General features: G+C 43.9%; 20 protein-coding genes and 2 riboswitches. Of the genes, 2 read left to right on the forward strand and 18 right to left on the reverse strand.

The window, feature by feature from the left end; genetic code table 11:
• The first annotated feature begins 15 nt into the window (after window positions 1-15).
• The gene (locus D4N35_RS06635) at window positions 16-1035 is read left to right on the forward strand and encodes a DUF1646 family protein (protein ID WP_120071703.1); all 1020 of its coding nucleotides are present in this window, start codon (window positions 16-18) and stop codon (window positions 1033-1035) included.
• A 220-nt stretch (window positions 1036-1255) separates the two neighbouring features.
• Here the strand turns inward: D4N35_RS06635 and D4N35_RS06640 are convergent, their stop codons facing one another.
• From D4N35_RS06640 to D4N35_RS06660, 5 genes are all read right to left on the reverse strand, one after another.
• Window positions 1256-2161, reverse strand: coding sequence for a DUF1002 domain-containing protein (locus D4N35_RS06640; protein WP_120071705.1), 906 nt, complete (start codon window positions 2159-2161; stop codon window positions 1256-1258).
• A gap of 12 nt (window positions 2162-2173) precedes the next feature.
• A complete protein-coding gene (locus D4N35_RS06645) occupies window positions 2174-3211 on the reverse strand; it encodes a SepM family pheromone-processing serine protease (RefSeq protein ID WP_120071707.1) in 1038 nt (345 codons plus the stop codon).
• A gap of 474 nt (window positions 3212-3685) precedes the next feature.
• Entirely contained in the window at window positions 3686-4468 is a 783-nt protein-coding gene (locus D4N35_RS06650) for a cobalamin-binding protein (RefSeq protein ID WP_120071709.1), read from the reverse strand.
• Window positions 4469-4486: 18 nt separating this feature from the next.
• Complete coding sequence (locus tag D4N35_RS06655; protein ID WP_120071711.1) at window positions 4487-4945, reverse strand: nucleoside deaminase; 459 nt, start codon at window positions 4943-4945, stop codon at window positions 4487-4489.
• A gap of 155 nt (window positions 4946-5100) precedes the next feature.
• Window positions 5101-5787, reverse strand: coding sequence for a phosphoribosylaminoimidazolesuccinocarboxamide synthase (locus tag D4N35_RS06660; RefSeq protein ID WP_120071713.1), 687 nt, complete (start codon window positions 5785-5787; stop codon window positions 5101-5103).
• A 198-nt stretch (window positions 5788-5985) separates the two neighbouring features.
• Window positions 5986-6077: riboswitch (SAM riboswitch) on the forward strand.
• 86 nt (window positions 6078-6163) lie between these two features.
• On the opposite strand from D4N35_RS06660, the gene D4N35_RS06665 reads away from it, so the two are divergent.
• Window positions 6164-7273 carry a 5-methyltetrahydropteroyltriglutamate--homocysteine S-methyltransferase gene (locus D4N35_RS06665; RefSeq protein ID WP_120071746.1) on the forward strand — a complete coding sequence of 370 codons (1110 nt, stop codon included), beginning with the start codon at window positions 6164-6166 and terminating at the stop codon, window positions 7271-7273.
• 165 nt (window positions 7274-7438) lie between these two features.
• On the opposite strand, the gene cysI is transcribed toward D4N35_RS06665, so the two are convergent.
• The 13 genes from cysI to D4N35_RS06730 all read right to left on the reverse strand — a co-directional run bounded on the left by cysI (window position 7439) and on the right by D4N35_RS06730 (window position 23449).
• A complete protein-coding gene (cysI, locus tag D4N35_RS06670) occupies window positions 7439-9163 on the reverse strand; it encodes an assimilatory sulfite reductase (NADPH) hemoprotein subunit (RefSeq protein ID WP_120071715.1) in 1725 nt (574 codons plus the stop codon).
• A gap of 27 nt (window positions 9164-9190) precedes the next feature.
• On the reverse strand, window positions 9191-11026 hold the full coding sequence (locus D4N35_RS06675) for an assimilatory sulfite reductase (NADPH) flavoprotein subunit (RefSeq protein ID WP_120071717.1): 1836 nt from the start codon (window positions 11024-11026) through the stop codon (window positions 9191-9193).
• A gap of 22 nt (window positions 11027-11048) precedes the next feature.
• Window positions 11049-11195: a YezD family protein gene (locus tag D4N35_RS06680; RefSeq protein ID WP_120071720.1), complete on the reverse strand. Its 147-nt coding sequence runs from the start codon at window positions 11193-11195 to the stop codon at window positions 11049-11051.
• The gene (locus tag D4N35_RS06685) at window positions 11170-11802 is read right to left on the reverse strand and encodes an NAD(P)-binding protein (protein ID WP_120071722.1); all 633 of its coding nucleotides are present in this window, start codon (window positions 11800-11802) and stop codon (window positions 11170-11172) included. The genes D4N35_RS06680 and D4N35_RS06685 overlap by 26 nt, the downstream gene beginning before the upstream one ends.
• A gap of 13 nt (window positions 11803-11815) precedes the next feature.
• Complete coding sequence (locus tag D4N35_RS06690; protein WP_120071724.1) at window positions 11816-12550, reverse strand: sirohydrochlorin chelatase; 735 nt, start codon at window positions 12548-12550, stop codon at window positions 11816-11818.
• Between the two features lie 14 nt (window positions 12551-12564).
• A complete protein-coding gene (cobA, locus tag D4N35_RS06695; RefSeq protein ID WP_120071726.1) occupies window positions 12565-13335 on the reverse strand; it encodes a uroporphyrinogen-III C-methyltransferase in 771 nt (256 codons plus the stop codon).
• A 24-nt stretch (window positions 13336-13359) separates the two neighbouring features.
• Window positions 13360-14505 carry a sulfate adenylyltransferase gene (gene sat / locus D4N35_RS06700; protein ID WP_120071728.1) on the reverse strand — a complete coding sequence of 382 codons (1146 nt, stop codon included), beginning with the start codon at window positions 14503-14505 and terminating at the stop codon, window positions 13360-13362.
• Window positions 14506-14522: 17 nt separating this feature from the next.
• Window positions 14523-15239, reverse strand: a complete 717-nt coding sequence (locus D4N35_RS06705) for a phosphoadenylyl-sulfate reductase (protein WP_235870314.1) — start codon at window positions 15237-15239, stop codon at window positions 14523-14525.
• Window positions 15240-15328: 89 nt separating this feature from the next.
• Window positions 15329-15928 carry an adenylyl-sulfate kinase gene (cysC, locus tag D4N35_RS06710; RefSeq protein WP_120071732.1) on the reverse strand — a complete coding sequence of 200 codons (600 nt, stop codon included), beginning with the start codon at window positions 15926-15928 and terminating at the stop codon, window positions 15329-15331.
• Window positions 15929-15939: 11 nt separating this feature from the next.
• Window positions 15940-17706 carry an SLC13 family permease gene (locus D4N35_RS06715; RefSeq protein ID WP_120071734.1) on the reverse strand — a complete coding sequence of 589 codons (1767 nt, stop codon included), beginning with the start codon at window positions 17704-17706 and terminating at the stop codon, window positions 15940-15942.
• 431 nt (window positions 17707-18137) lie between these two features.
• The gene (gene metE, locus D4N35_RS06720; protein ID WP_120071736.1) at window positions 18138-20426 is read right to left on the reverse strand and encodes a 5-methyltetrahydropteroyltriglutamate--homocysteine S-methyltransferase; all 2289 of its coding nucleotides are present in this window, start codon (window positions 20424-20426) and stop codon (window positions 18138-18140) included.
• A 28-nt stretch (window positions 20427-20454) separates the two neighbouring features.
• Window positions 20455-22305: a bifunctional homocysteine S-methyltransferase/methylenetetrahydrofolate reductase gene (locus tag D4N35_RS06725; protein ID WP_120071748.1), complete on the reverse strand. Its 1851-nt coding sequence runs from the start codon at window positions 22303-22305 to the stop codon at window positions 20455-20457.
• Window positions 22289-23449, reverse strand: a complete 1161-nt coding sequence (locus tag D4N35_RS06730) for an aminotransferase class I/II-fold pyridoxal phosphate-dependent enzyme (RefSeq protein WP_120071738.1) — start codon at window positions 23447-23449, stop codon at window positions 22289-22291. The genes D4N35_RS06725 and D4N35_RS06730 overlap by 17 nt, the downstream gene beginning before the upstream one ends.
• 249 nt (window positions 23450-23698) lie before the next feature.
• Window positions 23699-23808: riboswitch (SAM riboswitch) on the reverse strand.
• Window positions 23809-23879 lie beyond the last annotated feature (71 nt).

Here is a 23879-nt window from a genome sequence, read left to right on the forward strand (position 1 = left end):
AAAGGATATGGGGTTATGATTCTTGGTTTAACTATTATACTAATTCTAGTTTTATTCTTGCCGTTTACTGTAGGAATTGTAGAAAAGAATTTGGAAGCCTTTTTATTTGTTATGGGGATCCTGGCGGCTTGGACAAGCCACGTATTGACAGGAGAACTGTTTACAAAAGCATTGGTGGATCCAATACATATTACACTTGCTGTTCTGATTGCAGGTCTTCTGTTCAAATGGTTCCAGACATCAATTGAAAAAGGAATTCTGGGAATGAGCCGTGCTATCCCATCACGCTTGTTTATAGCTTTAGTTGTAATCGTTCTCGGTTTAATCTCAAGTATCATTACTGCGATTATTGCGGCAATTGTCCTGGTTGTGATTGTAAGCGTATTGCGCCTTGAGCGCCAAGCCTCAATCCGCCTTGTCATTCTCGCCTGCTTCTCTATCGGGCTTGGTGCAGCTTTGACACCGATCGGAGAACCGTTGGCAACCATCGCCGTAAGCAAATTGAATGCCGATTTCTTCTATTTGCTCCGTCTGATCGGCCCGGATGTCATTTCAGCCGTCATTTTATTTGGTATTTTAGCGGCATTTATTGTCGACCCAACAAGGGGCGGCGCTGGAGAATCATCCAGTCTCGAAGCTGAAAGCTATCCAGAGATACTCATCCGTGCTTTTAAAGTTTATTTATTCGTCATGGGCCTTACACTGCTCGGAGCAGGTTTTGAACCATTTATCGAAAAATATCTGCTTGGGCTCAGCCCGCAGATCTTATATTGGATTAACATGATTTCCGCTATCCTTGATAACGCCACACTGGCTGCAGCAGAAATCAGTCCTCAAATGAGCGATCCGACCCTTGTATCCATTTTACTCGGACTCATGATCAGCGGCGGAATGCTTATTCCAGGAAATATCCCGAACATCATTGCGGCAGGCAAATTAAATATTACAAGCCGCGAATGGGCACGTTTCGGTGTTCCTGTAGGTTTGATCGCCATGGTCGTTTACTTTATCGTTATTCTTATTTTTTACGTATGATAAGAAAAGCGCAAGGCGCGCAGCCTTAGGCGACAAGCACAAGAGGAATTTTGATGAGGGAGCTTTTTAGCCACCACAGCAATGCGGCTTGATCCGTGCGCCGATGGCGCCTGGGGCTGGACATTATGTAATCTTTGTTTGAAGAGAAACTTCGGTAAAATTTTATACTTTAACTATAAAAAACTCCTGGAATTAATTTTCCAGGAGCTTTTTATTTCATTTATTTAAACAAATTGCGAATGGAATCAAACAATTTTTGGAAAAAGTTCGCTACGCTGTCCCAGAACCCTTCATCTCCTACAACCTTTTCCAGCTTCCCTTTGATATCCTTGGAAATGTCCTCAAGCTGCTTCTTCACTTGGCGGAAATCAATGTCCAAAGAGCGCATTTTGTCAAAAAGGTCGATCAGCAGCTGGCGGTCCTGCTCGCTCAGTTCAATACTCATTTTGTTCAATTGCTCCTGAACGATTTGCTCCACCTCTTCCCTCGTTGCAGGATTTTGTTCTGCAATCATTTTTTTAATCTCAGTGAGCAGCTCTGTTACCTTTTCATCGCTCAATCCTTCTTTGTCCGCGAGTTCTGTTGCCAGTTCCAGCTCTTCATTGGCAACTTCCATGCGGTCTTTATCGAGGACTTCTCCTTTGCTCTCATATGCCTTATAAATTCCGACCAAAGCGGAGTGGCCTGTCACTTTAACAGGTGACGCAACATCGACATTCGCATTTTCCACGCCCGCTGTCAGAAGGGCGTTGGCATACATTTCAGTTGTGACCTCAGTGATGTTTTCAGGTGTAACAATTGTTACGACCAGTCCGTTCCCTTTCTCTTTTAATGTAATTTTAGCTGACGAAAACATTCTGGAGTTTGGATTCCCATTGATCAAGCGGGCCAAATCCTTGGCAGTGACTGTAATTTCATCGACGTTTTGCGGATTATCCACTTTAAGAAGCCTTCTGACTTCTTCTTTCTGGTCGCCTGTAAGAGTTTCACCGTAAACAACGATCGGCACGCCTAATTTTTCATTAATGACATCATCGTTTTCTGCAGATGCCTTTCCCTGTCCGTAAAAAATGAATCCGACACTTAGAATGCCTGCCAAAAACAGCTTACTTGCTTTTTTTATCATGTTGAATGCCTCCTATGACTTCGGAGGAAGCCTGTCTAAATAATTTACAGCTTCATCCAATGTTTTAACCGGTACTATTTTAACGTCATATCCATATTTTTCAACTTCGGCTTTTACTTCTTTTTCATTTGTATCGCCCTGAAGGACATCCATCGGGCAGAAGAATATGTCCATTCCAGCTTTATCAACAGCTGCAATCTTTTCGGCTATACCGCCGATTTGGCCTACATTTCCGGCCTTGTCAATCGTACCTGTCCCGGCGACCTTATATCCTTTGGTGATATCCTCCCCTGTCACCTGCCTGTAGATTTCGAGGGAGAACATCAGGCCTGCAGACGGTCCGCCTATTTCTCCAGCCTGAATATTGACCTTCCGGGCGGGTTTTACCTCTACATATTCCTCAAGGCCTACCCCGATGCCTGGCTGTGACTTTTTCCCCGGCAGGAGAACAAGCTCCACCTGCTCTTCTTTCTTTTTCCCATCCCGGGAAAAAACGACATTTACTTTTTCCCCAGCTTTTTTTCCTTTAAAATAGCCAAGCAGATCCTCGGTTGCTTTGATCGTTCTTCCGTCAACCTTTAAAATGAGGTCTCCCGCTTCAATAATCCCCTTTGCCTTTGAATTTTTGCTGAAATTCCTTACAATCATCCCTTTCGGGACAACCTGCACCTCTTCTCCAGCCGCCTTTAATCCGGCCGTAATGGCGTTTTCCTGTGAGGATTTCATCAAATAGGCCAGCCAGCGGTTATACTCCTTCTCAGACATATCCCCTTTCACAACGTGTGACCGCTGAATATCTGTGTGCGGCGCAAGAAGGCCGTATGCCAAATAATAAATATTGCTTGCCTTCACTGACAGGACAGTAGTCAAATATAGATGGCCCTGCCCTGCCTTTTCCCCCTCTTCAACCGTTACCTTTGAACTCAATTCCTCTACCGAACCGGGCTGAAATAAATAAAAAGGTGTAGGAATAAACAATGTGACAGCGAATATAAAGCAAATAATGATAAGTATTCTTTTTTTTCTTGTCTTCTGCACATCATGTTTCATGGCTTATGTCTGGTTCCTTTCCTAAGTGGGCATCCATCCATATTGATATTGTACTTTTGAAATGCCGTCATTGTCTATGTATTTAATGACCGTTATAAGAAAAGCGCAAGGCGCCCGTCTAGCGGCGCAAAGCTAGACAAGCGCTGAAGAATGCGCAATTTGCCTTCAGCAGCGCTTGGCTTAATCCTTGCGCCGATGGCGCCTGGAGCTAGACAAGGCGCTTACTTTTCTAAAGAAAATTTTAGTCAAATTATATACTTTCCTATATCTTGAAAAAAGACGGCTCTCTTTGAGCAGTTTGGCATCCCTTTTGGGGTGCAGCCCATTATATTGTTTATTCCTGTATCAGCCTGTTCATGACGGCAGCAGGATATTCCTTGGAGGCTGTCGTTCATATTTTGCCCGTCGCAGTGATGGCTGTTGACCCTCTTAATTTGATTAAAATGGGTCAATCCCCACCTGCGGCAAAGGCTTCTACCGCAGAGGAGATTGACCCGACAATGTAGTAATAAGTTTATCCAAGCCTAATAACAATCTCGGCGACGGCCGGCAATAAAGGGAATCGCCAAGGACATGCACCTGATTGTTTTGAACTGCTTTGATCTTTTCCCAGCCTGGCCGCTTTTTCAATAATTCCGGCCTGACCTTTTCTTTCTCAATACCTACCCAGACCATGCATATATGGTCCGGGTTTCTTTTGGCTACGTCATCCCAATCCGTCTGAACGTTTGCCCGGGGCTCAGATTCAAAAATATTCCGGCCTCCCGCAAGTTCACTGATTTCCGTCAGCCAATTGGGCCCTCCCGGCGTGAAAACGGGTTTGGGCCACCATTCCCAATAGATTGTAAAGTTTTCATTCCTGCCTTCGGCGAAAATCTTTCTTTGCCGGATTTCTTCCCTGAAATGGGAAGCCCTCTCTTTCCCCAACTCAGGAAAACCGAGTGCCTCCCCAAGCGTTTCAATGTCGCAGGCAATCTCTTCCAAAGAATTAGGGTTGAGAATAATATGAGGGATATCCCGCCTGCTCAATTCATAAATGTTTTTCTCCATCCCCGGCACACTGAGAGAGGCAATGACGAGATCAGGCTGCATGGCCTCCACTTTATCCATGTCAATCGTAAGGTCCGGGCCTATCCTTGGCAATCCTTTAATACTTTCAGGCCAATTGGAATAATCATCTACGGCAACAAGCATGCTTTCCTTCCCCAAATAACCGATGACCTCCGTATTGCTTGGACACAACGAAACAATCTGCATGCCTATACTCCCTTCGGGCTACTTTCCTTCTTTTTCTGTCCAGTTTTCCAACGGGTTGGACATTCCCTGCGTCAAAGGCATATGTACCATATGTACATCCCGCTTTTCCCGGGGCAGTGCCAACTGATTATAAACATAGACTGATTTGCCAAGGCCGGCGGCTTTGGCATCTTCGACAGTCCCGCAATAATAGACATTTTCAATCCCTGAAAAATAAATAGCCGTCATGCACATGGGGCATGGCTCCCCGCTTGCATACATCGTATAGCCGCTTAAATCCAGTGTCTGCAGCTGCTCCTGGGCTTTCCGGATGGCAATGAGTTCAGCATGGCCGCTTATATCGTATTTCAGATGCAGTTCATTGATGCCCTCAGAAATGATTTTCCCGTCCTTTACAAGAACAGCCCCGAACGGCTGCCCGCCTTCCTTTACCGACTCATCGGCCAATTCCACTGCTCTTTTCATAAATTGATCCAACTGTTTCTCCTCCTTATTAGAAAAGTGTAAGCGCCTGTTTATCGACGTACAGACTGGAGTGACTTATCGTAGGAGGAGTCACGAAGTCTGCTAGTCGATAAGCGCTGGAACTGGACAAATCCCAATATTTTAATCTTCATTTTTTCAAATTACTCTTATTCGCTGAGAATCAATTCCCCGAGCTTCAAAGGTTCAATGTATTCTCCGTTTTTGTATGCTCTCATGTTTCCTCCGGAAATTTCATCGATCAAAGTGATTTCCTTGTTGTCGCCCGCTCTGCCGAATTCCAGTTTTATATCGTATAGGTCGATCCCCTTTTCCAAAAGTTCGGCTTTGACAATCGCTCCGATTTCCCTTGTCAGTTCCTTCAGCCTTTTATATTCGTCATGGCTCAAAATGCCAAGCATGGCCAGTGCATCTTCACTGATCGGCGGGTCCTGGCGGGCGTCATCCTTCAAAGTCACTTCAACAAATCCGTCCAGCTCCTGCCCTTCTTCCGCATACATACCGTATCTGCGCAAGAAGCTTCCTACCGCACGGTAACGGCAAATCACTTCCAAGCCATTGCCGAACATCTCCGCCGGCTTTACTGTCATAGTCGCGTCTTCTATATTAGCATTAACGAAATGGGTCGGAATTCCCTTCTTCTCTAAAAGTTCAAAGAAAAATTTAGTAAGGCGGAGCCCCGTCTTTCCTGCCCCTTCGATTGTCAAGCCGACTGTGTTGGCACCCGGGTCGAATACTCCGTCCTCCCCGGTGACATCATCTTTGAATTTTAATAAATAGTTTCCATCTTCCAATTCAAATACGGTTTTCGTTTTGCCTTCATAAACCAATTTCATGCGGCTATCCCCCATCCGTTAATTTCGTTATATTCATATCATATCACAATATATCGCGAATTCATTTACGGGATATGTTTCAGTTTCAATCATAAGGGCATTGGCGTTCCCATCTGGGCTTTTTTACAAATCTCTTGCATTTCTTCAGAGTTTGTAATAAAGTAGAATATCAGTTAATTAAACAACTTTATACAGATTTTCTTATCCAGAGAGACGGAGGGATTGGCCCGATGAAGTCTCAGCAACCAGCCTTTTTCAAGGAAATGGTGCTAATTCCAAATAGATAAGAAGTTTGTTTTCAGTTATTGAGGACCTTCTTTTTATCCAAGAAGGTCCTCAATTTTTTTATATTACAAAAGAGAGAAGGTATTCAAAAATGACAACGACTTTAACAACCGCAGTACCGTTCAGAGCAGACCACGTAGGAAGCCTATTGCGTCCAGAAAGCCTTGTCCAAGCAAGAAAGGATTACAAGGAAGGCACAATCTCGGCTGAGCAATTGCGCGAAGTAGAAACCAAAGAAATCAAACGCATTGTCGATAAGCAAATCGATGCAGGCTTGGAACTTGTGACAGACGGCGAATTCCGCCGGACATGGTGGCATTTGGACTTCTTGGAGGAACTCAACGGCTTTGAAGGATACGTACCTGAATCGGGATATCAATTCCACAACAAGGAAACCGAGAGATACGGGGTCCGCAACACAGGTAAGATTTCCTTTAATCCTGAGCACTCATTTATCAAAGATTTTATTGAATTCAATGAAATCGTAGGTGGACGCGCTGTCGCGAAACAAACGATCCCAAGTCCAAATCAGCTGTTCCATATAGGCATCCGCGATGAAAATATCTATCCCGATATCGAAGATTACGCAAACGATATTATTCAAGCATATAAGGAAACTATCAAAGCATTCTATGATGCGGGAGTGCGATACCTCCAACTGGACGATGTTTATATCGCAGGCCTGTCTTCACCGGATCGAAAATTTGATGAAAATGGCTTCACAAGGGAAAAATACATCGATCTGGCTTTGCGCGTCATCAATGGCGTGCTCGAGGACAAACCGGCAGACTTATTCGTAACCACACACTTATGCCGCGGTAACTATCAGTCCAGCTGGGCGTTTTCAGGAAGCTATGAGCTGATCGCGCCGACGCTGCTGGCCAAAGAGAAAGTGGACGGATTCTTCCTTGAATATGATGATGAGCGCTCCGGAGACTTCAACCCGCTTCGCTATATACCAAAAGACGGTCCAAGAGTTGTTCTCGGCGTCGTCACTTCCAAATCCGGTGAATTGGAAGACAAGGAAGCCATCAAGGCACGGATACAAGAAGCTTCTAAATATGTTCCGCTTGAGCAAATCTGCCTGAGCCCGCAATGCGGCTTCGCTTCGACCCATCACGGAAATGAGCTGACTGAAGAACAGCAATGGGAAAAGTTGAAATTCATTGTTGAAATTGCTGAAGAAATTTGGGGAAAATAAGTCTGTATTCAATAGATCCCGAAAGAGCCGCCCTCTCCGGGATCTATTTCTCTTTAGTATAAACTGTCTTCCATTAGTACGAGTCCGGCTCCTTATCTGCCGAGCCCATGAACAACCACCTCCACTTTTCCTTTGTTTGTGTCAGGGACCATTTCATGATCTATATCAATCATGAAAATCCAATCCCGAATGGACCTCTTTTACATAACCTGTACGGATCACAAAATCTCCGAAATGTTCATTTTCCTGACGTTCCTTTGCGTAATGATGGATGATAGGCTTTAGCTCTTCCAAAATTTCTTTTTCACCTATATTTTCACGATAAAGCTTATTTAGCCGATTTCCGGAAAAACCTGCGCCCAGGTATAAGTTATATTTTCCTGGTGCTTTTCCAATGAATCCAATCTCTCCCAAGGCTGGCCGTGAACAGCCGTTGGGACATCCGGACATACGTACGACAATTTCTTCCTCTCTCAGACCTGCTTCATCTAAAATCCCCTCAATTTTATCAAGAAGTGATGGCAAGTAACGTTCCGATTCAGCCATGGCCAGCCCGCATGTCGGCAAGGAAACACAGGCCATGGAATTTCTACGCAATGCGGAATGCTGTTTGCCAGTTGTCAGTCCATACGCTTTTATCAATTGTTCCACTTGGGCTTTATTTTCTTCCGCGATATTACCAATGATCAAATTTTGGTTTGGAGTAAGTCTGAAGTCCCCTTGGTGAATTTTTGTAATTTCCAACAGTCCGGTCATCAGTTTATACTCTTCATGATCTTTGATTCTTCCGTTTTCAATGAACAAAGTAAAATGCCATTTATTGTTGATGCCCTTTACCCAGCCATACCGGTCGCCGTTATGTTCGAACTCAAATAGGCGGGCAGGCTGAAGCTCCCAGCCGAGACGATCATGAAGTTCATTGATCAGCCACTCTATGCCCCTGGCATCTATCGTATACTTGAAACGGGCATTTTTTCTTACAGAGCGATTTCCATAATCCCTTTGTATGGTCACTATTTTTTCAGCCACATCCACCACCTGGTCCGGGGAGCAAAAACCTATGACGCGACCCAATTGAGGATAAGTGTCTGTATCCCCGTGTGTCATTCCCATTCCTCCGCCAACTGTAACATTAAAGCCTTGCAAATGTCCGTCTTGTAAAATGGCAATGAAACCCAGGTCTTGCGAAAATACATCTACATCGTTGGAAGGAGGCACTGCAACACCGATTTTAAATTTCCGCGGCAAATAAACGGGACTATAAATAGGTTCAGTCTCCACATCACTCTCGGTACTGTCTGCCACCTTTTCACCGTCCAGCCAAATTTCATGATAAGCGCGGGTTCTTGGAGAAAGATGTTCACTTATTCTTTTGGCCCATTCATATACCTCTCCATGCACCTCCGACTGATATGGATTCGGATTGCACATCACATTGCGGTTCACATCCCCGCAGGCGGCGAGAGTATCCAATAGCGAATCATTGATTTCCCTTATACTTTGCTTCATGTTCCATTTAAGAATGCCGTGCATTTGGAACGACTGCCTTGTTGTTAATCTTAAAGTCCCATTTGCATATTTTTTGGCAATATTGTGCATAGCTATATACTGGTCTGATGTTACGATACCGCCGGGTGCTCTTACTCTGACCATAAATTGATACGCAGGTTCCAGCTTTTGTCTTTGCCGTTCATTGCGCACGTCCCTATCATCCTGTAAATAACTGCCATGGAATTTCATCAGCCGATTATCATCATCCGGTATACCTGCGCTTAGCGGGTCTGAAATTGTTTCGGCTAATGTGCCGCGCAAGTAATTGCTTTCAGCTTTGATTCGTTCGACATCACTTGGTGGACCATCCTGCGTTGGGGAAAGTTTTGTTTTTGACATTATTCATCCCTGTCTCCCTTCACCTTCTTAATACACATCTCTTTGATAACGCTTCTCCTGCTGCATTTCCGCCAGATAAGCAACTGCTTCCTCAGAGGTCATACCGCCTTCTTTTTCAAGAATCTCAAGGAGCGTTGCATGGACATCTTTTGCCATATTTTTTTCATCTCCGCAAATATAAACATGGGCTCCTTCCAGAAGCCAATCATATAATTCACGGCTATGATCAAGCATACGGTGTTGAACGTACACTTTTTCTTTCGTATCCCGTGAAAAAGCGACATCCATTTTGGTTAACACTCCATTTTTAAGCCATCTTTGCCATTCAACCTGATAAAGAAAATCCGTAACAAAGTGCTGGTCGCCGAAGAAAAGCCATGTTTTCCCTTTTGCTTCAATCTCCTCTTTTTCTTCAAGAAAAGACCTGAATGGTGCGACACCCGTGCCCGGGCCAATCATGATAACCGGAATATCCGGATCCGAAGGGAGTTTGAAATTGGCGTTGCTTTGGACATAAACTGATAAAGCATCACCAGGCTCAGCCCTTTCAGCACAATGTACAGAGCATACACCGTTCCTCTTTCTCCCGTGGGATTCATAGCGGACTGCCCCTATTGTCAAATGAACCTCGTCAGGGTTGGCTTGATAACTGCTCGCAATGGAGTATAAACGGGCAGGGAGCTTACGCAATTTTCCAACCAGTTCTCCGGCTGAGATATTCCACGGAGAGAAATCACGGACTAAATCTAACAAGTCCCGCCCTTTCACATAATCCTTGTGATGATCCCCGGATTCAATAAACTCCTTTAGTTTTTCATTTGCTTCAGAGGCCTTTTCCAATAGTTGTTTTGATAGAACAGTAATCTCATAATGATTCTTTAATGCTTCCACTAAAGAACGAACTTCTCCTTGGTTATTGATCGGGACAGATTCGCTTGGGTCAAGCTGGAGTTCCTCGATGATCGAATTGACCAGTTCCTCATCATTTTCAGGATATATTCCGATACTGTCTCCAGGTTCAAATTTAAAATTTGAGCCTTCCAGGGATAGTTCCAAATGGCGGGTCTCTTTATTGGAACCACGGCCGTTTAAATTGATATTTTCTAATATTTCCGCCCGAAAAGGGTTTGTTCTTGAATATTTTGGCTGGTCTGGGATGGGACTTGACACCGCAGAGACAAATGCCCCCTCACCAGCCGGTCCGCTCGAGATGTCTCCATCCATTTTTTTCAAGCTCTTGGCGACGTCTTCAAACCACTTGGTCGCCGGTTCATCATAATCCAAGTCGCAGTCAACACGGGGACTCAGACGTTTCGCCCCCAGTTCCTCCAGCCGTGCATCAAATTGTTTTCCTGTCTGGCAGAAAAACTCATAAGAGCTGTCACCTAAAGCGAGCACCGAAAAGTGTAAATCGTTTAATTTCGGAGCCCGGCGGCTGTATAGGAACTCATACAAAGGCAAGGCGGTATCGGGCGGATCCCCTTCGCCATGGGTGCTGACAATGATTAATAGATAAGTAAGTTTCTTTAAGTCTTTCACTTTGAAGTCATTCATGGACTCCAACGTGATTTTGTACTCCATGCTTTTCAGTTTTTCTGATATTTCTTCAGCCAATCCTTGCGAATTCCCTGTTTGGGAACCAAATAGGATTGTTAATTCTTTAGTCGCTTGTGTCGCCTCCGTTTGCTGCAAAGCTCCTGGGGGATTTTGCAGGCCGACGGCAGACGCTGCTTCCTGAGTGTTGCAGGCGCTTAAGTATCCACTCAGCCACAATTGTTGACTTTCTGATAATGATGGCAGCAAACGATTCAAAAGCTCAGCCTGTTCTTGATTAAATGGACTGTTCGTTACTTGCAGTAGCAATAGTATTCACCTCCCATGAAGTTTATTTCAATCTGATTTTTTCATTTCTCTCAATCTGAATGACTACACCGTCTTGTATAATTAGTGTGATAGAACCGTAATTCATCGTATTTAACAATGACTTAATTTCCGATATGGCAATTTCATGGCTTTGTTTCCGCCCTCCCATTTTTACCATTCATCCTTTCTAAAAATTTCTGTTGGTTTTCCGTAGTCCGGTATTCTTTTTGTGTTATTTCTTTTAATAATTGCCCTCTGAGTGTGATGTGTCTCTTTTTCGTATAGATTTTTTCTCTTGCTTTTTCAAGAAAAAGAAGATAGTCCCTGTAAGACTCATCATAAACATCCGCAATTTCATCCCGAATCTTTTGTGCCAATATCGGACTGGCCCCATCCGTTCCTACAGCAATGGTCAGTTTGCCTCTTGTGACCTTTGCAGGCACATGAAAATTGCCAAGTCTTGAATCGTCGACAACATTAACAAGCTGGTGAGGAGATACAAGGCCGGATATTTTCCTATTGACCGATTTGTTATCTGTTGCTGCAATCACAATCAATGCGCCCTTTAAATCATTTGCCTCGACTTCCTTCTGTTTCCATTCAACCTGGCCGGACTCTAACAAATTATTAAACTCCGAATATAAATCAGGGCTGATAATCGTTATCTTAGCTCCGGCTTTTAAAAGACCGATTGTTTTCCTATAGGCTATCTTCCCTCCGCCTGCGATTACGGCTTTTCTTCCATATAAATTAAGCATGACGGGATAGGTTTCCATGCTTTATCCCCTCCTAATTGCCAATCAACTCGTTGACACGTTCCAAAAGAACCTCTTGAACATTCGGGTGATAACCTAAACTATCGCACAAAAGAATGGGATGGTTTCGGTCTGTCAATTCCTTAATCTTGCTCTTTAATCCAGTCATCAGCAGGCCGGAAAATAATAAGTAGGGAATAACAAATATTTGTTTGCGTCCGGAATCCACCAATAAATTAAGAGCCTCCTCCACATGAGGACTTGCACCATAAAGAAAAGAAACTTCAACTTGCTTAAACTGGTAGTTTTCTTTTAATTGATTCGCAATTCTGGTTAAATCCTTCTTGACCGAAGGATCGCTGCTGCCCCTTCCAACGAGTAAAACAGCGGCATCCGAAGTTAACGGAACCTTTTGTTCAATCATGCGATCATAGAGACTATCAATCATTTTTGGATGAACCCCAAATGTTTTTCCGTAAGTGAATTGAATGTAAGGATACTGTTTTTTTTCCATCTCAATCTTTTCAGGAATATCTTTTTTAGCGTGGCCCGCAGTTAATAGTAAAATAGGGATAATCGCTATTTTTGAAGCGCCCTGTTCCACACATTTTGAGATACCTTCGGAGATTCCTGGTTTTGCAAGCTCCAAGAAACAAATCTCTTGAATGGGCGCATCAATATAAGCCTTACTTTCTTCAATAAACTGAATCGCTTCCGTGACACCGGCCCTTAGCCGGCTGCCATGGGCTACATATAGAACTGCCTGCATATTGATCCCCCCGTCTACACCACCGTCTCCTGCCGGTATTCCAGAGTTTGCTCAAACCAGCGAATTTCTTCCCGCAATCCGACAACTTCTCCGACGATGATCATGCTGGGGTTTTTAATTTTTGCGTCCTTAGCCACTTCAACAATTGTCGCAAGCGTGCCTGTAATGGTATGCTGATCCCTTGTAGTGCCCCAATGAACTAAGGCAACCGGAGTATCTTTTGATTTTCCGTATTTTGTAAGCTGTTCACATATATAAGGCAGATTGCCGACACCCATATAAATGGCTAATGTATCAACACCTTCGGCTAAATTTTTCCACCGAATAGAATCATCCTTACCAGCCCTCATGTGGCCTGTCACTATGGCAAAACTTGAGCCAAGGTCCCGGTGTGTTACAGGAATCCCTGCATAGGCGGGAGCGGCAATGCCTGATGTAATCCCCGGCACAATTTCAAATGGGATTCCATTGTCCGCCAACGCTTGCGCTTCTTCGGCTCCTCTGCCAAATACGAAGGGATCACCGCCTTTTAACCTGGTGACGATTTTTCCTTTTTTTGCGTACTTCACTAATAAATCATTGATGATTTCCTGTTGGTTGTGATGAAAACCCGGCATCTTTCCGGCGTAGATCAATTCTGCTCCGGTTTTCGCATGATGCAGCAGTTCCTGATTGATTAAACGATCGTACAGGATCACATCAGCTGTTTGAATGCATTTCAGGCCTTTTACCGTAATCAGATCAACATCGCCGGGTCCCGCTCCTACAATGTATACCTTTCCCAAATTTCCCCACCCCTTCATGTAAGGTTATACGTTTACTTCTTTTTGCAATCCGGCAATCAATACCTCAACAACTTCAGGACGGCTGAATGTTTCCGGCAATGGTTCACCATTCCTGAGCTTTTCCCTTACCTTTGTACCTGATAAGATTTCATGATATTCAGGGTCATGCGGGCAAGTCTTCGGAGTTGCCATGCTTTTGCATTGATTGCAATAGAAACTATGTTCAAAGAACAATAAAGTGATGCCAAGTTCCTCTGGAGTAAAATTGCTGAAAATCTTTTGCGCATCATAGGTCCCGTAATAATTTCCCACTCCGGCATGATCCCGCCCCACAATAAAATGGGTGCAGCCGAAGTTCTTTCTCACCATCGCGTGAAAAACAGCCTCCCGTGGACCCGCATATCTCATAGCCGCTGTGAAAACACCTAAAAATACATGATCCTGCGAATAATACTTCTCTAATAGAACTTCATAGCTTTTCAACCTTACATCTGCCGGAATATCATCCTGCTTTGTTTCCCCGACCAATGGATTCAAAAACAGGCCATCCACGATTTCCAATGCGGATTTTTGAATATACTCGTGCGCCCGATGCACAGGGTTTCTCGTTTGAAAACCGACAACTGTATTCCAGCCCAATGCCTTGAATTGTTCCCGGGTCTCAATTGGATCAAATATATAGGCCGAATATTGGCTTGGCGGTGTACGGCGGATCAGGGTAATCTTTCCGCTAACATAGACATTTGGCCGCTCAAATAGTTTCTTCACCCCAGGATGCTCTAAATCATTTGTTTGATAGACAAGTTCTGCCTCCTTTTCTTTGTTTGGTGTGAAGATATCCAAGATTTCCAATACACCATATACCAATTGATCCTTTACCAATTTCACTGTATCCCCTGTAGAAAGTGTGCTTGCCTTTGTTTCCGTAACCGGCAAAGTGATTGGAATGGTCCATGGCTCACCCGTAGACAACCTCATATTTTCCAGGACGGAATAATAATCTTCTTCAGTTAAAAAACCTGTTAACGGGCTGTATGCACCTGTACCTATCAGCTCCAAATCGCTTAAAGATGTCTCATCCAACTCGATTTCTTTTGTAATAGCTTCAAAATCATAATGTGGATTCCAGCGATTAATTAACGTGCCTCCGTGCGGTTGACTTAATCCCATCTTATATTCCTCCTTAGTTATTGATTTTTGGCCTGATGCAATCCACACTCTGTTTTTTCTTTATCCGCCCAGCGTCCAGCTCTCGAACCTGTCAACATATCCCCCGGCAATGTACAAGGTTGGCATCCAATGCTTGGGTAGCCTTGGTCATGCAGCGGGTTGTACTGCAGCTGATTTTTCTCAACATAATTCCATATGTCGTTCCAAGTCCAATGAATTAGGGGGCAGACTTTTACGGAGCAGAAATTTTCATCTTTATTAATGAAGTTTGTGCTTTGTCTTGTCGGCGACTGCTCCCGCCTCAAACCGGAAATCCATGCTGTTGCCTGTGATAATATTTCTTGCAGCGGTAGTACCTTTCTAATCTGGCAGCATCGGTCGGGCTTAGTCTCCCATAGTTTTTCACCATATTTTTCCGCTTGTTCTTTCAACGAGATTTCCGGCTTTTTCATTTCAACCTTTAATAATGGATATTTTTTTCTCACCGAAGCAATCAAGTCATATGTTTCTTGGAAATGCAGCCCGGTATCTAGAAACACAACCTTTGCGTTCGGTTTGACTTTGGATATTAAATCGATCAGGACTATACCCTCTATACCAAAGCTGCAGGCATATACAAGCTCCTCACCATACATTTCAAAAGCCCAGCCCAATAAATTCAGTGCACCTTTATATTCATCATCAACAATAAAATCGGTACTGGGGTCTGACCATGATTCATAAGTAATTTTCAATCGTATTACACCTCTGCCCATCTCTAATATAATTATCCCTATGAATTAACTCGGTTTTTATGATACACTTATCCAATTTTCCTTTGACATTATAGGTAGTGGTTTTCCTTCAGATAGTCTACTATTGCTTCAACCGCTTCTTCTACATTTAATACATTTGTATCTATTGTTATCTCTGGATGGGCCGGTTCTTCATATGGTGCATCTATCCCTGTAAAACCTTTAATTTCACCCGCCCGCGCTTTTTTGTATAATCCTTTCGGGTCACGTTCTTCACAGGTTTCCACACTGGCTTTCACGTAAATTTCTATAAATTCATCCGGTTCCACGAGTTCCCGGACAAGCGTGCGGTCGCCCTGATACGGGGAAATAAAAGCAGTTAATGCAAACAACCCGGCATCCACCATCAATTTTGACACTTCACCGATTCTTCGGATATTTTCCGTCCGATCTTCCGGACTGAATCCCAAGTCCTTGTTTAAACCCTGCCGAATGTTATCTCCATCCAATCTGTATGTGTGAATTCCATGGATATACAATTCTTTTTCCAGGGCAGATGATATGGTTGACTTTCCCGAGCCTGATAATCCCGTAAACCAAAGAATCGCACTTTTATGCCGCTTTAATTCGCGCCGGTCCGATTTTGAAACTTCAGATTCATGCCATATTAGATTAGTAGCTTTTGTCATCTCACAGCCTCCTAAAACCATACAAAATAAATAACTGTAACTGAAGTAATCATCACAATGAAACTCAAGGGTGTTCCTATTTTTATATAATCTATAAATCTGTATCCGCCCGGCCCATAGACAATCAAATTTGTCTGGTAGCCGATTGGGGTAATAAAGCTTGCAGATGCAGCAATTGCAACCAGTACCGCGAAACCGGTTGGATCCAGCTGCAGGGAACTTGAGAGTTCCAGGCCGATTGGCAGCATGATTGCCGCCGCCGCACTATTCGTTAATAATTCGGTAAACACACTTGTCAGCAGGTACATAATGGTTAATACCGCAACCACTCCAATTGGGGCGGAAATGGCCATTAAGCCTTTTGCTGTCCACTCGGCAAGCCCCGTCTTTGTCATGGCGGTGCCGATCCCCAGAGAACACGCAATGATCAGAAGCACATGGAATTGTACATTGCTCATGATTTCTTCCGCGGATATCATTCTTGATACGAGCAATATGATCACTGCCAATGCCATAGCTTTCAACATTGACAATAAGCCGAAGGATACTAAAATGATCATCGCAAGTAAGATACCTATGGAACATAAACCTTGGAATTTGTTTTTAGTTAACAATTTCGGTGGTTCCAAACGGGAAACAACATAGAAGTCGTTGGACCGCTTATACTTTTTAATAAAATCTTCCCCGGCCAATAATAAAAGGGCATCACCGGGTTTTAAAATAATGTCGCCAACCTTGCTCTGTATTTTTTCATTTTTCCTATGGACTGCAATGACACCGGCATCATAACGGGACCGAAATTGTGTTTGCTTGACGGATTTTGATAATAAAGAAGAATGATGGGACACTACAGCCTCCACTAAATATATAGATCCATTCTTAAGATCATCAAGCTCCAGATTTGTGCCGGTTTCCAGTGTCAGCCCCATAGTGCTTTGCAGTTCAGCCATCGTTGATATTTGTCCCGTAAAAACCAATCGGTCCCCAGCTTGGATAATGGTCGAATTCCGAACAGGGGAAACCCGTTCATTCCTCCTGATAATTTCAATTAAATACAAACCATTCAGATTGCCCAACCCGGATTTTTTTACACTTTGGTTTACATATGGGAAGGTTTCCTTCACACGCAACTCAGCAATATATTCTTTGGCATCCTCCTTCACACGCTGACTGAAACCTTTATGATCCGGCAGCAGCTTATCTCCGATTGTGAAAAGGTACAGCATCCCGGCAATCGTTACTGGTATTCCCACAACGGTTATAGTAAACAGTGAAAAGCCCTCAAAGCCGTATTCCAACAGCATCCCATGTACGACTATATTCGTTGAGGTTCCCATCAGTGTAATCGTTCCGCCCAGAATGGTTACATATGATAAAGGGATTAAAAACTTGGAAGGTGCTATCCCGCGCTTTTCACACCAATTCTTTATAATAGGCGTAAAAGTTACGACAATAGGCGTGTTATTGAGAAAAGCTGACAACCCGGCGATCGGTATAAAGAAACGCAATTTCGACTCCTGCTCGGTCTTGCTCTTCTCAAGCCACCTTTCCATAACATCGTCAATCAGCCCGCTTTTTTGTACAGCACCGGCCACTATAAACAGTAGGGCGATCGTGATCATGCCTTCATTGGAAAACCCGCTTAGCGCCTGTTCTGGTGTAATAATTCCCAAGAGCAACAGAGTCACCAATACTAAGAAAATAATCAATTCCGGCCTTGCAAGTTCCAAGAGCAGGGCGATCAGCATCATCACGATCAGCAGCAATACAATGATCATTTCCCAATTGATAAACGTCACCTCCTGAAAGGGCCAAACAGCGAATAAAAAAACACCTCTCAGACCGCAAAAAAACAATTGCGATCGGAAAGATGCCTTTAGTTATCTAATCAGCATGGTTATTTAATTTTAAAGAAAAAGCTCTCTTCCATCAATTAAGCTTTCGCTTTTTGTACTGGCACAGTGCCCTATTGCCGAAGGTTCTCGGGCATTCCATCAAACTCTTTCGGATAAGAATCATTTATAAGATTTTGGTCTATATTACATGATAAAAATTGGAAAGTCAACCATTTTTCTGAATTTATTTTTAAACCAATTGGTTTTATTGGTTTTAATCAAAAAAGACTGCAGTGAAGCGCTTTTGTCTGAGAATAATGGGGAGAAACAGCCTCAGCCCTGGTTGCGGGGCCAAAGCCGTTTCTTTTATTTTATTATTTCGTTTGAGCCGCCAATTGGGCTTCCCTTACTTCTTTCGCAGCTTCCACCATGTTTTTCAGAGCCGCAATGGTCTCTTCCTCTTTTCTTGTTTTCAACCCGCAGTCCGGATTGATCCAGAACTGGTTGGCCGGGATTGTTTTGAGCGCCCTGGTTACATTGTCCTTGATTTCTTCTGTGCTTGGAACCCTAGGGCTGTGAATATCATATACGCCAAGTCCGATTTCTTTGTCGTACGTATTTTCCTCAAATGCTGAAATAAGTTCCCCGTGACTTCTTGACGTTTCAATCGAAATCACATCGGCATCCAGTGCGCGGATGGCTTCAAAAATATCTTCAAAATCCGAGTAGCACATATGCGTGTGGATTTGCGTACTGTTTTCCACCGATGCTGTTGCCAGTCTGAATGCATGCACAGCTCGATCCAAATATTCCTTCCATTTATCTTCTTTGAGTGGAAGGCCTTCTCTTAATGCCGGCTCATCGACCTGGATAATGTTGATTCCATTTTTTTCAAGCTCTTCGATTTCGCTGCGAAGCGCCGCGGCAATTTGATCCAACACATCGAAACGAGAAATGTCATCCCTGACAAAGGACCAATTTAAAATGGTAACCGGTCCTGTCAGCATCCCTTTTACCCTTTTGTCCGTCAGCGATTGGGCGTACACACTTTCTTTGACTGTCATCGGCTGATCAAATGACACATCTCCGAAAATGATTGGCGGCTTTACGCATCTGGATCCATAGGATTGGACCCATCCGAATTTTGTGACCAAGAATCCGTTCAGTTTCTCTCCAAAATACTCAACCATGTCCGTCCGTTCGAACTCTCCATGGACTAACACATCGAGCCCAATTTCTTCCTGGATAGCGATCCATTTTTCAATCTCGCTTTTGATATATTGGTCATACTCCTGATTCGTGATTTCCCCTTTTCTCCATTTCAACCGCTGTTTCCTTACTTCAGGTGTCTGCGGCAAGCTTCCGATTGTTGTTGTAGGCAATAGAGGGAGCTGAAGCTTTTCTTTTTGCGAAACAATCCGCTCATTGAACGGCAATCCTCGGTCGGCTTTCAGTTCGTTTATCTTCACTGTTCCTTTAGTTGGCTTTCTGTACTTGGAGTCATTCAGTGTTCTGATAGCCGTGATACTTTCTTCAATTTCCTTCTTGATGCTTTCTTTTTCGGATTCCAATCCTCTTTTAAGGAGAGCTGTTTCAGCTAATTTTTCATCTGCAAAAGAAAGTGCATTCTTGATAACCGGATCCAGTGCCGTTTCGCCTTCTTTTGTCACGGGCACATGCAGCAAGGAGCAGGATGGCTGGACAATGATGTTTTTCTTATCAACAAATCGGCTGATGCTTTCCAATAAGCCCAGTTTCTCATTCAAATCATGACGCCATACATTTCTTCCATCGATGACCCCCGCTGCCAAGTATTTATCTTTAGGGAATCCATACTTCTGAAGCAACTCGAGGGAATTCCCATGGACAAAATCCAGCCCGATCGCTGCTGCCGGCAAATTGACAATCTCTTCATACGCATCAACCGTTTCAAAATACGTTTGAATAATGACATTGATTCCCGGAACTTCCTCAGAAATAGCTTCATATATTTGTTTCGCCTGCTGAAGGTCTGTTTCCGACAATGAGGTGGAAAAAATCGGCTCATCCAACTGTACCCACGTAACCCCGGCTTCCTTCAATTCCTGCAATAACTGAATATATAAAGGCCGGAATTCACTGACTAATTCAGGAAACTCCTTCTCCTCATACCCTTTTCCAAGCTTGATAAAGGTGATAGGCCCTAGAATAACAGGCTTTCCTTCAATCCCCAATTCCTCCTTCGTTTCCTTATAAAAGAAGAGCGGGCGGTTTTCTTTCAATGCTGGCTTGGATTCGTTGAATTCCGGAACAATATAATGGTAGTTTGTATTGAACCATTTGGTCATTTCCGAAGCTACTGCATCTTTTGTTCCCCTGGCGATGGCAAAATAAGTTTCCAACGGTGTCCTGCTGTCAGCGTTCTCCTGGAATCTTTTTGGAATGACATCAAATAAAACGGACGTATCCAGGACATGGTCATACAGTGAAAAATCTCCGACCGGAATCAAATCAATCCCTTTTTCTTTTTGCTTTTTCAAACCTTCCAAACGAATGGCTTTTGTGTTATTCAGCAGCTCCTCTTCTGTGATTTTTCCATCCCAAAACTTTTCCAACTCTTTTTTCCATTCACGATTTCCGCCAATTCTCGGATATCCCACATTTGAACTCAATACGTTAGACATGTTTCTTCCTCCTTATTTTTCGTACATTTTAAGATAAAGCAAACGACACACCTTCGGCTGTTTCCAATTCCTTTGTCTTTTGTTGAATGTATTTGGTTAACTCTACCGTTATTTCATAGCGAAAAAATGGCGTTATTAAGTAAATCCCATTAAAATATTGAATGGCTGTATCGATTAATTCCCTTGCGATTGACAAGCCTTCTTGAATTTCCTTTTCCGGACTTTTCGCATCATTCATCCGTCTTCGCGTCTCCTCCGTCAACTTGATTCCGGGTACTTCGTTATGCAAGAACTCCGCATTTCTTGAGGAGACAAGCGGCATAATTCCGATATAGATAGGTACTTCTAAATGTTTGGTCGCTTCCCAAACTTCTATGATTTTCTCTCGGCTGAAGACAGGTTGCGTCAGCACATAATCCGCCCCATATTGAATTTTCTTCTCCAAGCGCTCTGTTGATTTCCCAATATTATGAACATTAGGGTTAAAAGCTGCCGCTACACGGAAATTCCCTTTTTGCTTAAGAGATTTTCCCGAGAAGGAAATTCCTTCGTTAAACTGCTTAATCAGTTTGATCAAATCAAATGAAGTAACATCAAAAACCGATGTAGCACCAGGAAAATCGCCAATCTTCGTCGGATCGCCGGTAATGGCTAAAATATCCCGGATGCCCAATGTGTGTAGGCCCATTAAGTGGGATTGCAAGCCGATTAGGTTACGGTCCCTGCATGTAATATGGACGAGCGAGGGCAACCCTAGTTCCCTTTTGACAAGCGAAGCCATCGTCTTATTGCATATTCTTGGGGAAGCCAATGAATTATCGGCGACCGTCAGTGCATCGACCCCGGCCTCTTTCAACGCTTTGGCCCCTTCAAAAAAAATTTTCGTGTCCAGATGTTTCGGTGTATCCAGTTCTACAATGATTGAACGCTTTGTCTTCACCTTTTCAAATATGGTACATTCATCATGTTTTGTTTCGCTTAGCTCAATCCTGGGCTCACTTTTTACCTTCTTTTCCGTAATGGGTTCCAGTCCCTTGATTCCTTCCTTCAGGGCTTTGATATGTTCCGGCGTGGTTCCGCAGCAGCCGCCCATTAACCGTACGCCCTCATTGCGGAAGAAACGCGCAAACTTTTTAAAATAATCCGGCTCCGATTTATACAACAATCTTCCATCCCGGTATTCGGGAAGGCTGGAGTTCGGATACGCAGATAAAAAAGCTTTCTCAGGAATCGGTGTGGTCTCCAGCGCCTTTAACACATGATAAGGGCCCAATCGGCAATTTACGCCTACGACATCTGCTCCCAAATCCTCAAGGCGGGCAAAAGCTTCTGACAGCAGCACCCCATTTTCCAAAACGCCGGGTTCATGCATCGAAACATTGGTGATAATCGGCAGGTCCGTCACTTCACGGGCAATTTTCAAAACGGTGGTCAATTCATCCAGGTCATAATAGGTCTCGAGCAGCAGGCCATCCACGCCTTCAAGAAGCAGACAATAAAGCTGTTCCCTGAAGCTTCTCTTAATCTCTTCTTCCAATTCATTATGGAACCTCGCCCCGTGGATTCCGCCGATCGATCCGACAACATAGGTTTCTTTGCCAGCTGCTTTCCTGGCGATTCTTACAGCTGCGCTGTTAATCTCTTTCACCCGTTCTTCCAATCCATATCTTGAAAGCTTGATATAATTGGCGCCGTAGGTGTTTGTTTGGATAAGATCCGCCCCGGCCTTGATATATTCTTTGTGGGTATATATAACTTCATTGGGATGTGTCAGATTCAACTCCTCAAAGCAGCGGTCCACTCCGTATGAATAAAGCAGCGTTCCTGTGGCCCCGTCGCCAATTAAGATCCGCCCTTTCAAACTATCTAACAGGCTCAGCTTCAGCACCTCCCTGCCCTTTTATTCCCGGTGCCGGCTCCTTCAATTGATTGAAGGCCTGTGCCAAATCCTCAATCAGATCATCCGCATGCTCGATGCCTACGGATACGCGCAGAAGGCGATTGCTGAGTCCATAGCTTGTTCTTGTTTCTTCTGGTACATCGGCATGAGTTTGGGTGGCCGGGTATGTGATTAAGCTTTCAACCCCTCCCAGACTCTCCGCAAAGGTGAATAGCTTTAAAGCTTTCAGAAATGGCGCAACCCATGCTTCCCTTGCGATTTCAAAGCTGACCATGCCGCCTTTTCGCGGATAATACACCTGATCCACCAGTGGGTGCCCGGACAGAAATGAATAAATTTCCTTCGCATTCTTCTCATGCCGCTCCATGCGCAAAGCCAATGTTTTCATACCTCTGATTAAGAGCCAACAATCAAATGGCGGCAAAACTGCTCCGCAGGAATTATGGAAATCAAACAGCCGGTCGCTCTGCTCCGGGTTAGCTGATACTACTAATCCGGCGAGCAGATCATTATGTCCGCCCAAATATTTGGTCGCGCTGTGTATGACTACATCGGCCCCCAATTCGATGGGCCTTTGAAGGAGAGGCGTATAAAACGTATTATCCACGATGAGCAACAATCCGTATTTTTTAGCCGTCTCCGCAGCAAGTTTCAAATCTGTTTCAGTCATCAATGGATTGGTGGGCGTTTCAATGAACAGGCCTTTTGTGTTTTTCCGAATCAGCCCTTCCACCTCATTTTCTTCCGGATCCCAATACGAAAATTCCAATTGATACTGCTGGGAAAGCCATTCAAACAACCGGTAAGACCCACCGTACAAATCCCTTGAAGCGACAATATGGTCTCCTGATTTAAATAAGGAAAATGCCAATTGCACCGCACTCATTCCGGAACTGCAGGCAAAACCCCGATCGCCCTTTTCCAATTTGGCGATGGCGTTTTCCAATACCTCACGCGTCGGGTTACTTGTGCGGATGTAATCGTAGCCCTTCAACAATCCAATCTCATGATGCCGGTAGGGCGCTGATAAATAGATTGGCGTACTAATCGCACCATTCGGTTCATCTCTGTCATTCCCGACTTGGGCAAGCAGTGTTTCTTTCTTTAATGGTACAGACGACATTTTCATTCTCCTTCCTTTCATGATTGGAAGGCCTTTTTACAAGTACGTGTTCAAAAAGTGCCAAATTAGAAGCAAGAATATCGAGGCGGCGTAGTTTCGAGCAGCGGAACGTATGCATTATATACGTGAGCAGCGGAGAAACAAGCCAACGAAGAGATTCGACGCTTATCATTTGGTGCTTTTTGAACATCCTCTACAAACAAAAAGGGCCTTCCCACAAGAAGAAGACCCAATAAATCACTAGGTTTCTTCTCATCTTTCAAGTTGCAAGCAACTTGTTGGATTTAGCACCTTTCCGTTTTGACACGGTGGTTGCTGAGGCGTCACAGGGCCAATCCCTCAACCTCTCTGGATAAGAAAAAAAACTGTATATACAATTTTGTTTTAGCAACTCTTCAAAGCAAAATCAAAACCACCCGTGTGAACGGGT

The organism is Siminovitchia fortis, assembly GCF_003605365.2.
In the GTDB taxonomy this organism is placed as follows: Bacteria; Bacillota; Bacilli; order Bacillales; family Bacillaceae_C; genus Siminovitchia; species Siminovitchia fortis.

Excerpts from the sequence above, each read along its gene's own strand:
- D4N35_RS06660 (WP_120071713.1), bottom strand. The coding sequence starts at position 5,787 with ATGAAATTGGTTTATGAAGGCAAAACGAAAACCGTATTTGAATTGGAA.
- D4N35_RS06690 (WP_120071724.1), bottom strand. The coding sequence starts at position 12,550 with ATGCAGGCAGTTCTATATGTAGCCCATGGCAGCCGGCTAAGGGCCGGT.
- D4N35_RS06730 (WP_120071738.1), bottom strand. The coding sequence starts at position 23,449 with ATGTCGTCTGTACCATTAAAGAAAGAAACACTGCTTGCCCAAGTCGGG.
- D4N35_RS06715 (WP_120071734.1), bottom strand. The coding sequence starts at position 17,706 with ATGATCATTGTATTGCTGCTGATCGTGATGATGCTGATCGCCCTGCTC.
- D4N35_RS06680 (WP_120071720.1), bottom strand. The coding sequence starts at position 11,195 with ATGGGAGGGCGGAAACAAAGCCATGAAATTGCCATATCGGAAATTAAG.
- D4N35_RS06685 (WP_120071722.1), bottom strand. The coding sequence starts at position 11,802 with ATGGAAACCTATCCCGTCATGCTTAATTTATATGGAAGAAAAGCCGTA.
- metE (WP_120071736.1), bottom strand. The coding sequence starts at position 20,426 with ATGTCTAACGTATTGAGTTCAAATGTGGGATATCCGAGAATTGGCGGA.
- cysC (WP_120071732.1), bottom strand. The coding sequence starts at position 15,928 with ATGACAAAAGCTACTAATCTAATATGGCATGAATCTGAAGTTTCAAAA.
- D4N35_RS06665 (WP_120071746.1), top strand. The coding sequence starts at position 6,164 with ATGACAACGACTTTAACAACCGCAGTACCGTTCAGAGCAGACCACGTA.
- sat (WP_120071728.1), bottom strand. The coding sequence starts at position 14,505 with ATGGGATTAAGTCAACCGCACGGAGGCACGTTAATTAATCGCTGGAAT.
- D4N35_RS06635 (WP_120071703.1), top strand. The coding sequence starts at position 16 with ATGATTCTTGGTTTAACTATTATACTAATTCTAGTTTTATTCTTGCCG.
- cysI (WP_120071715.1), bottom strand. The coding sequence starts at position 9,163 with ATGTCAAAAACAAAACTTTCCCCAACGCAGGATGGTCCACCAAGTGAT.
- D4N35_RS06650 (WP_120071709.1), bottom strand. The coding sequence starts at position 4,468 with ATGCAGATTGTTTCGTTGTGTCCAAGCAATACGGAGGTCATCGGTTAT.
- D4N35_RS06645 (WP_120071707.1), bottom strand. The coding sequence starts at position 3,211 with ATGAAACATGATGTGCAGAAGACAAGAAAAAAAAGAATACTTATCATT.
- D4N35_RS06640 (WP_120071705.1), bottom strand. The coding sequence starts at position 2,161 with ATGATAAAAAAAGCAAGTAAGCTGTTTTTGGCAGGCATTCTAAGTGTC.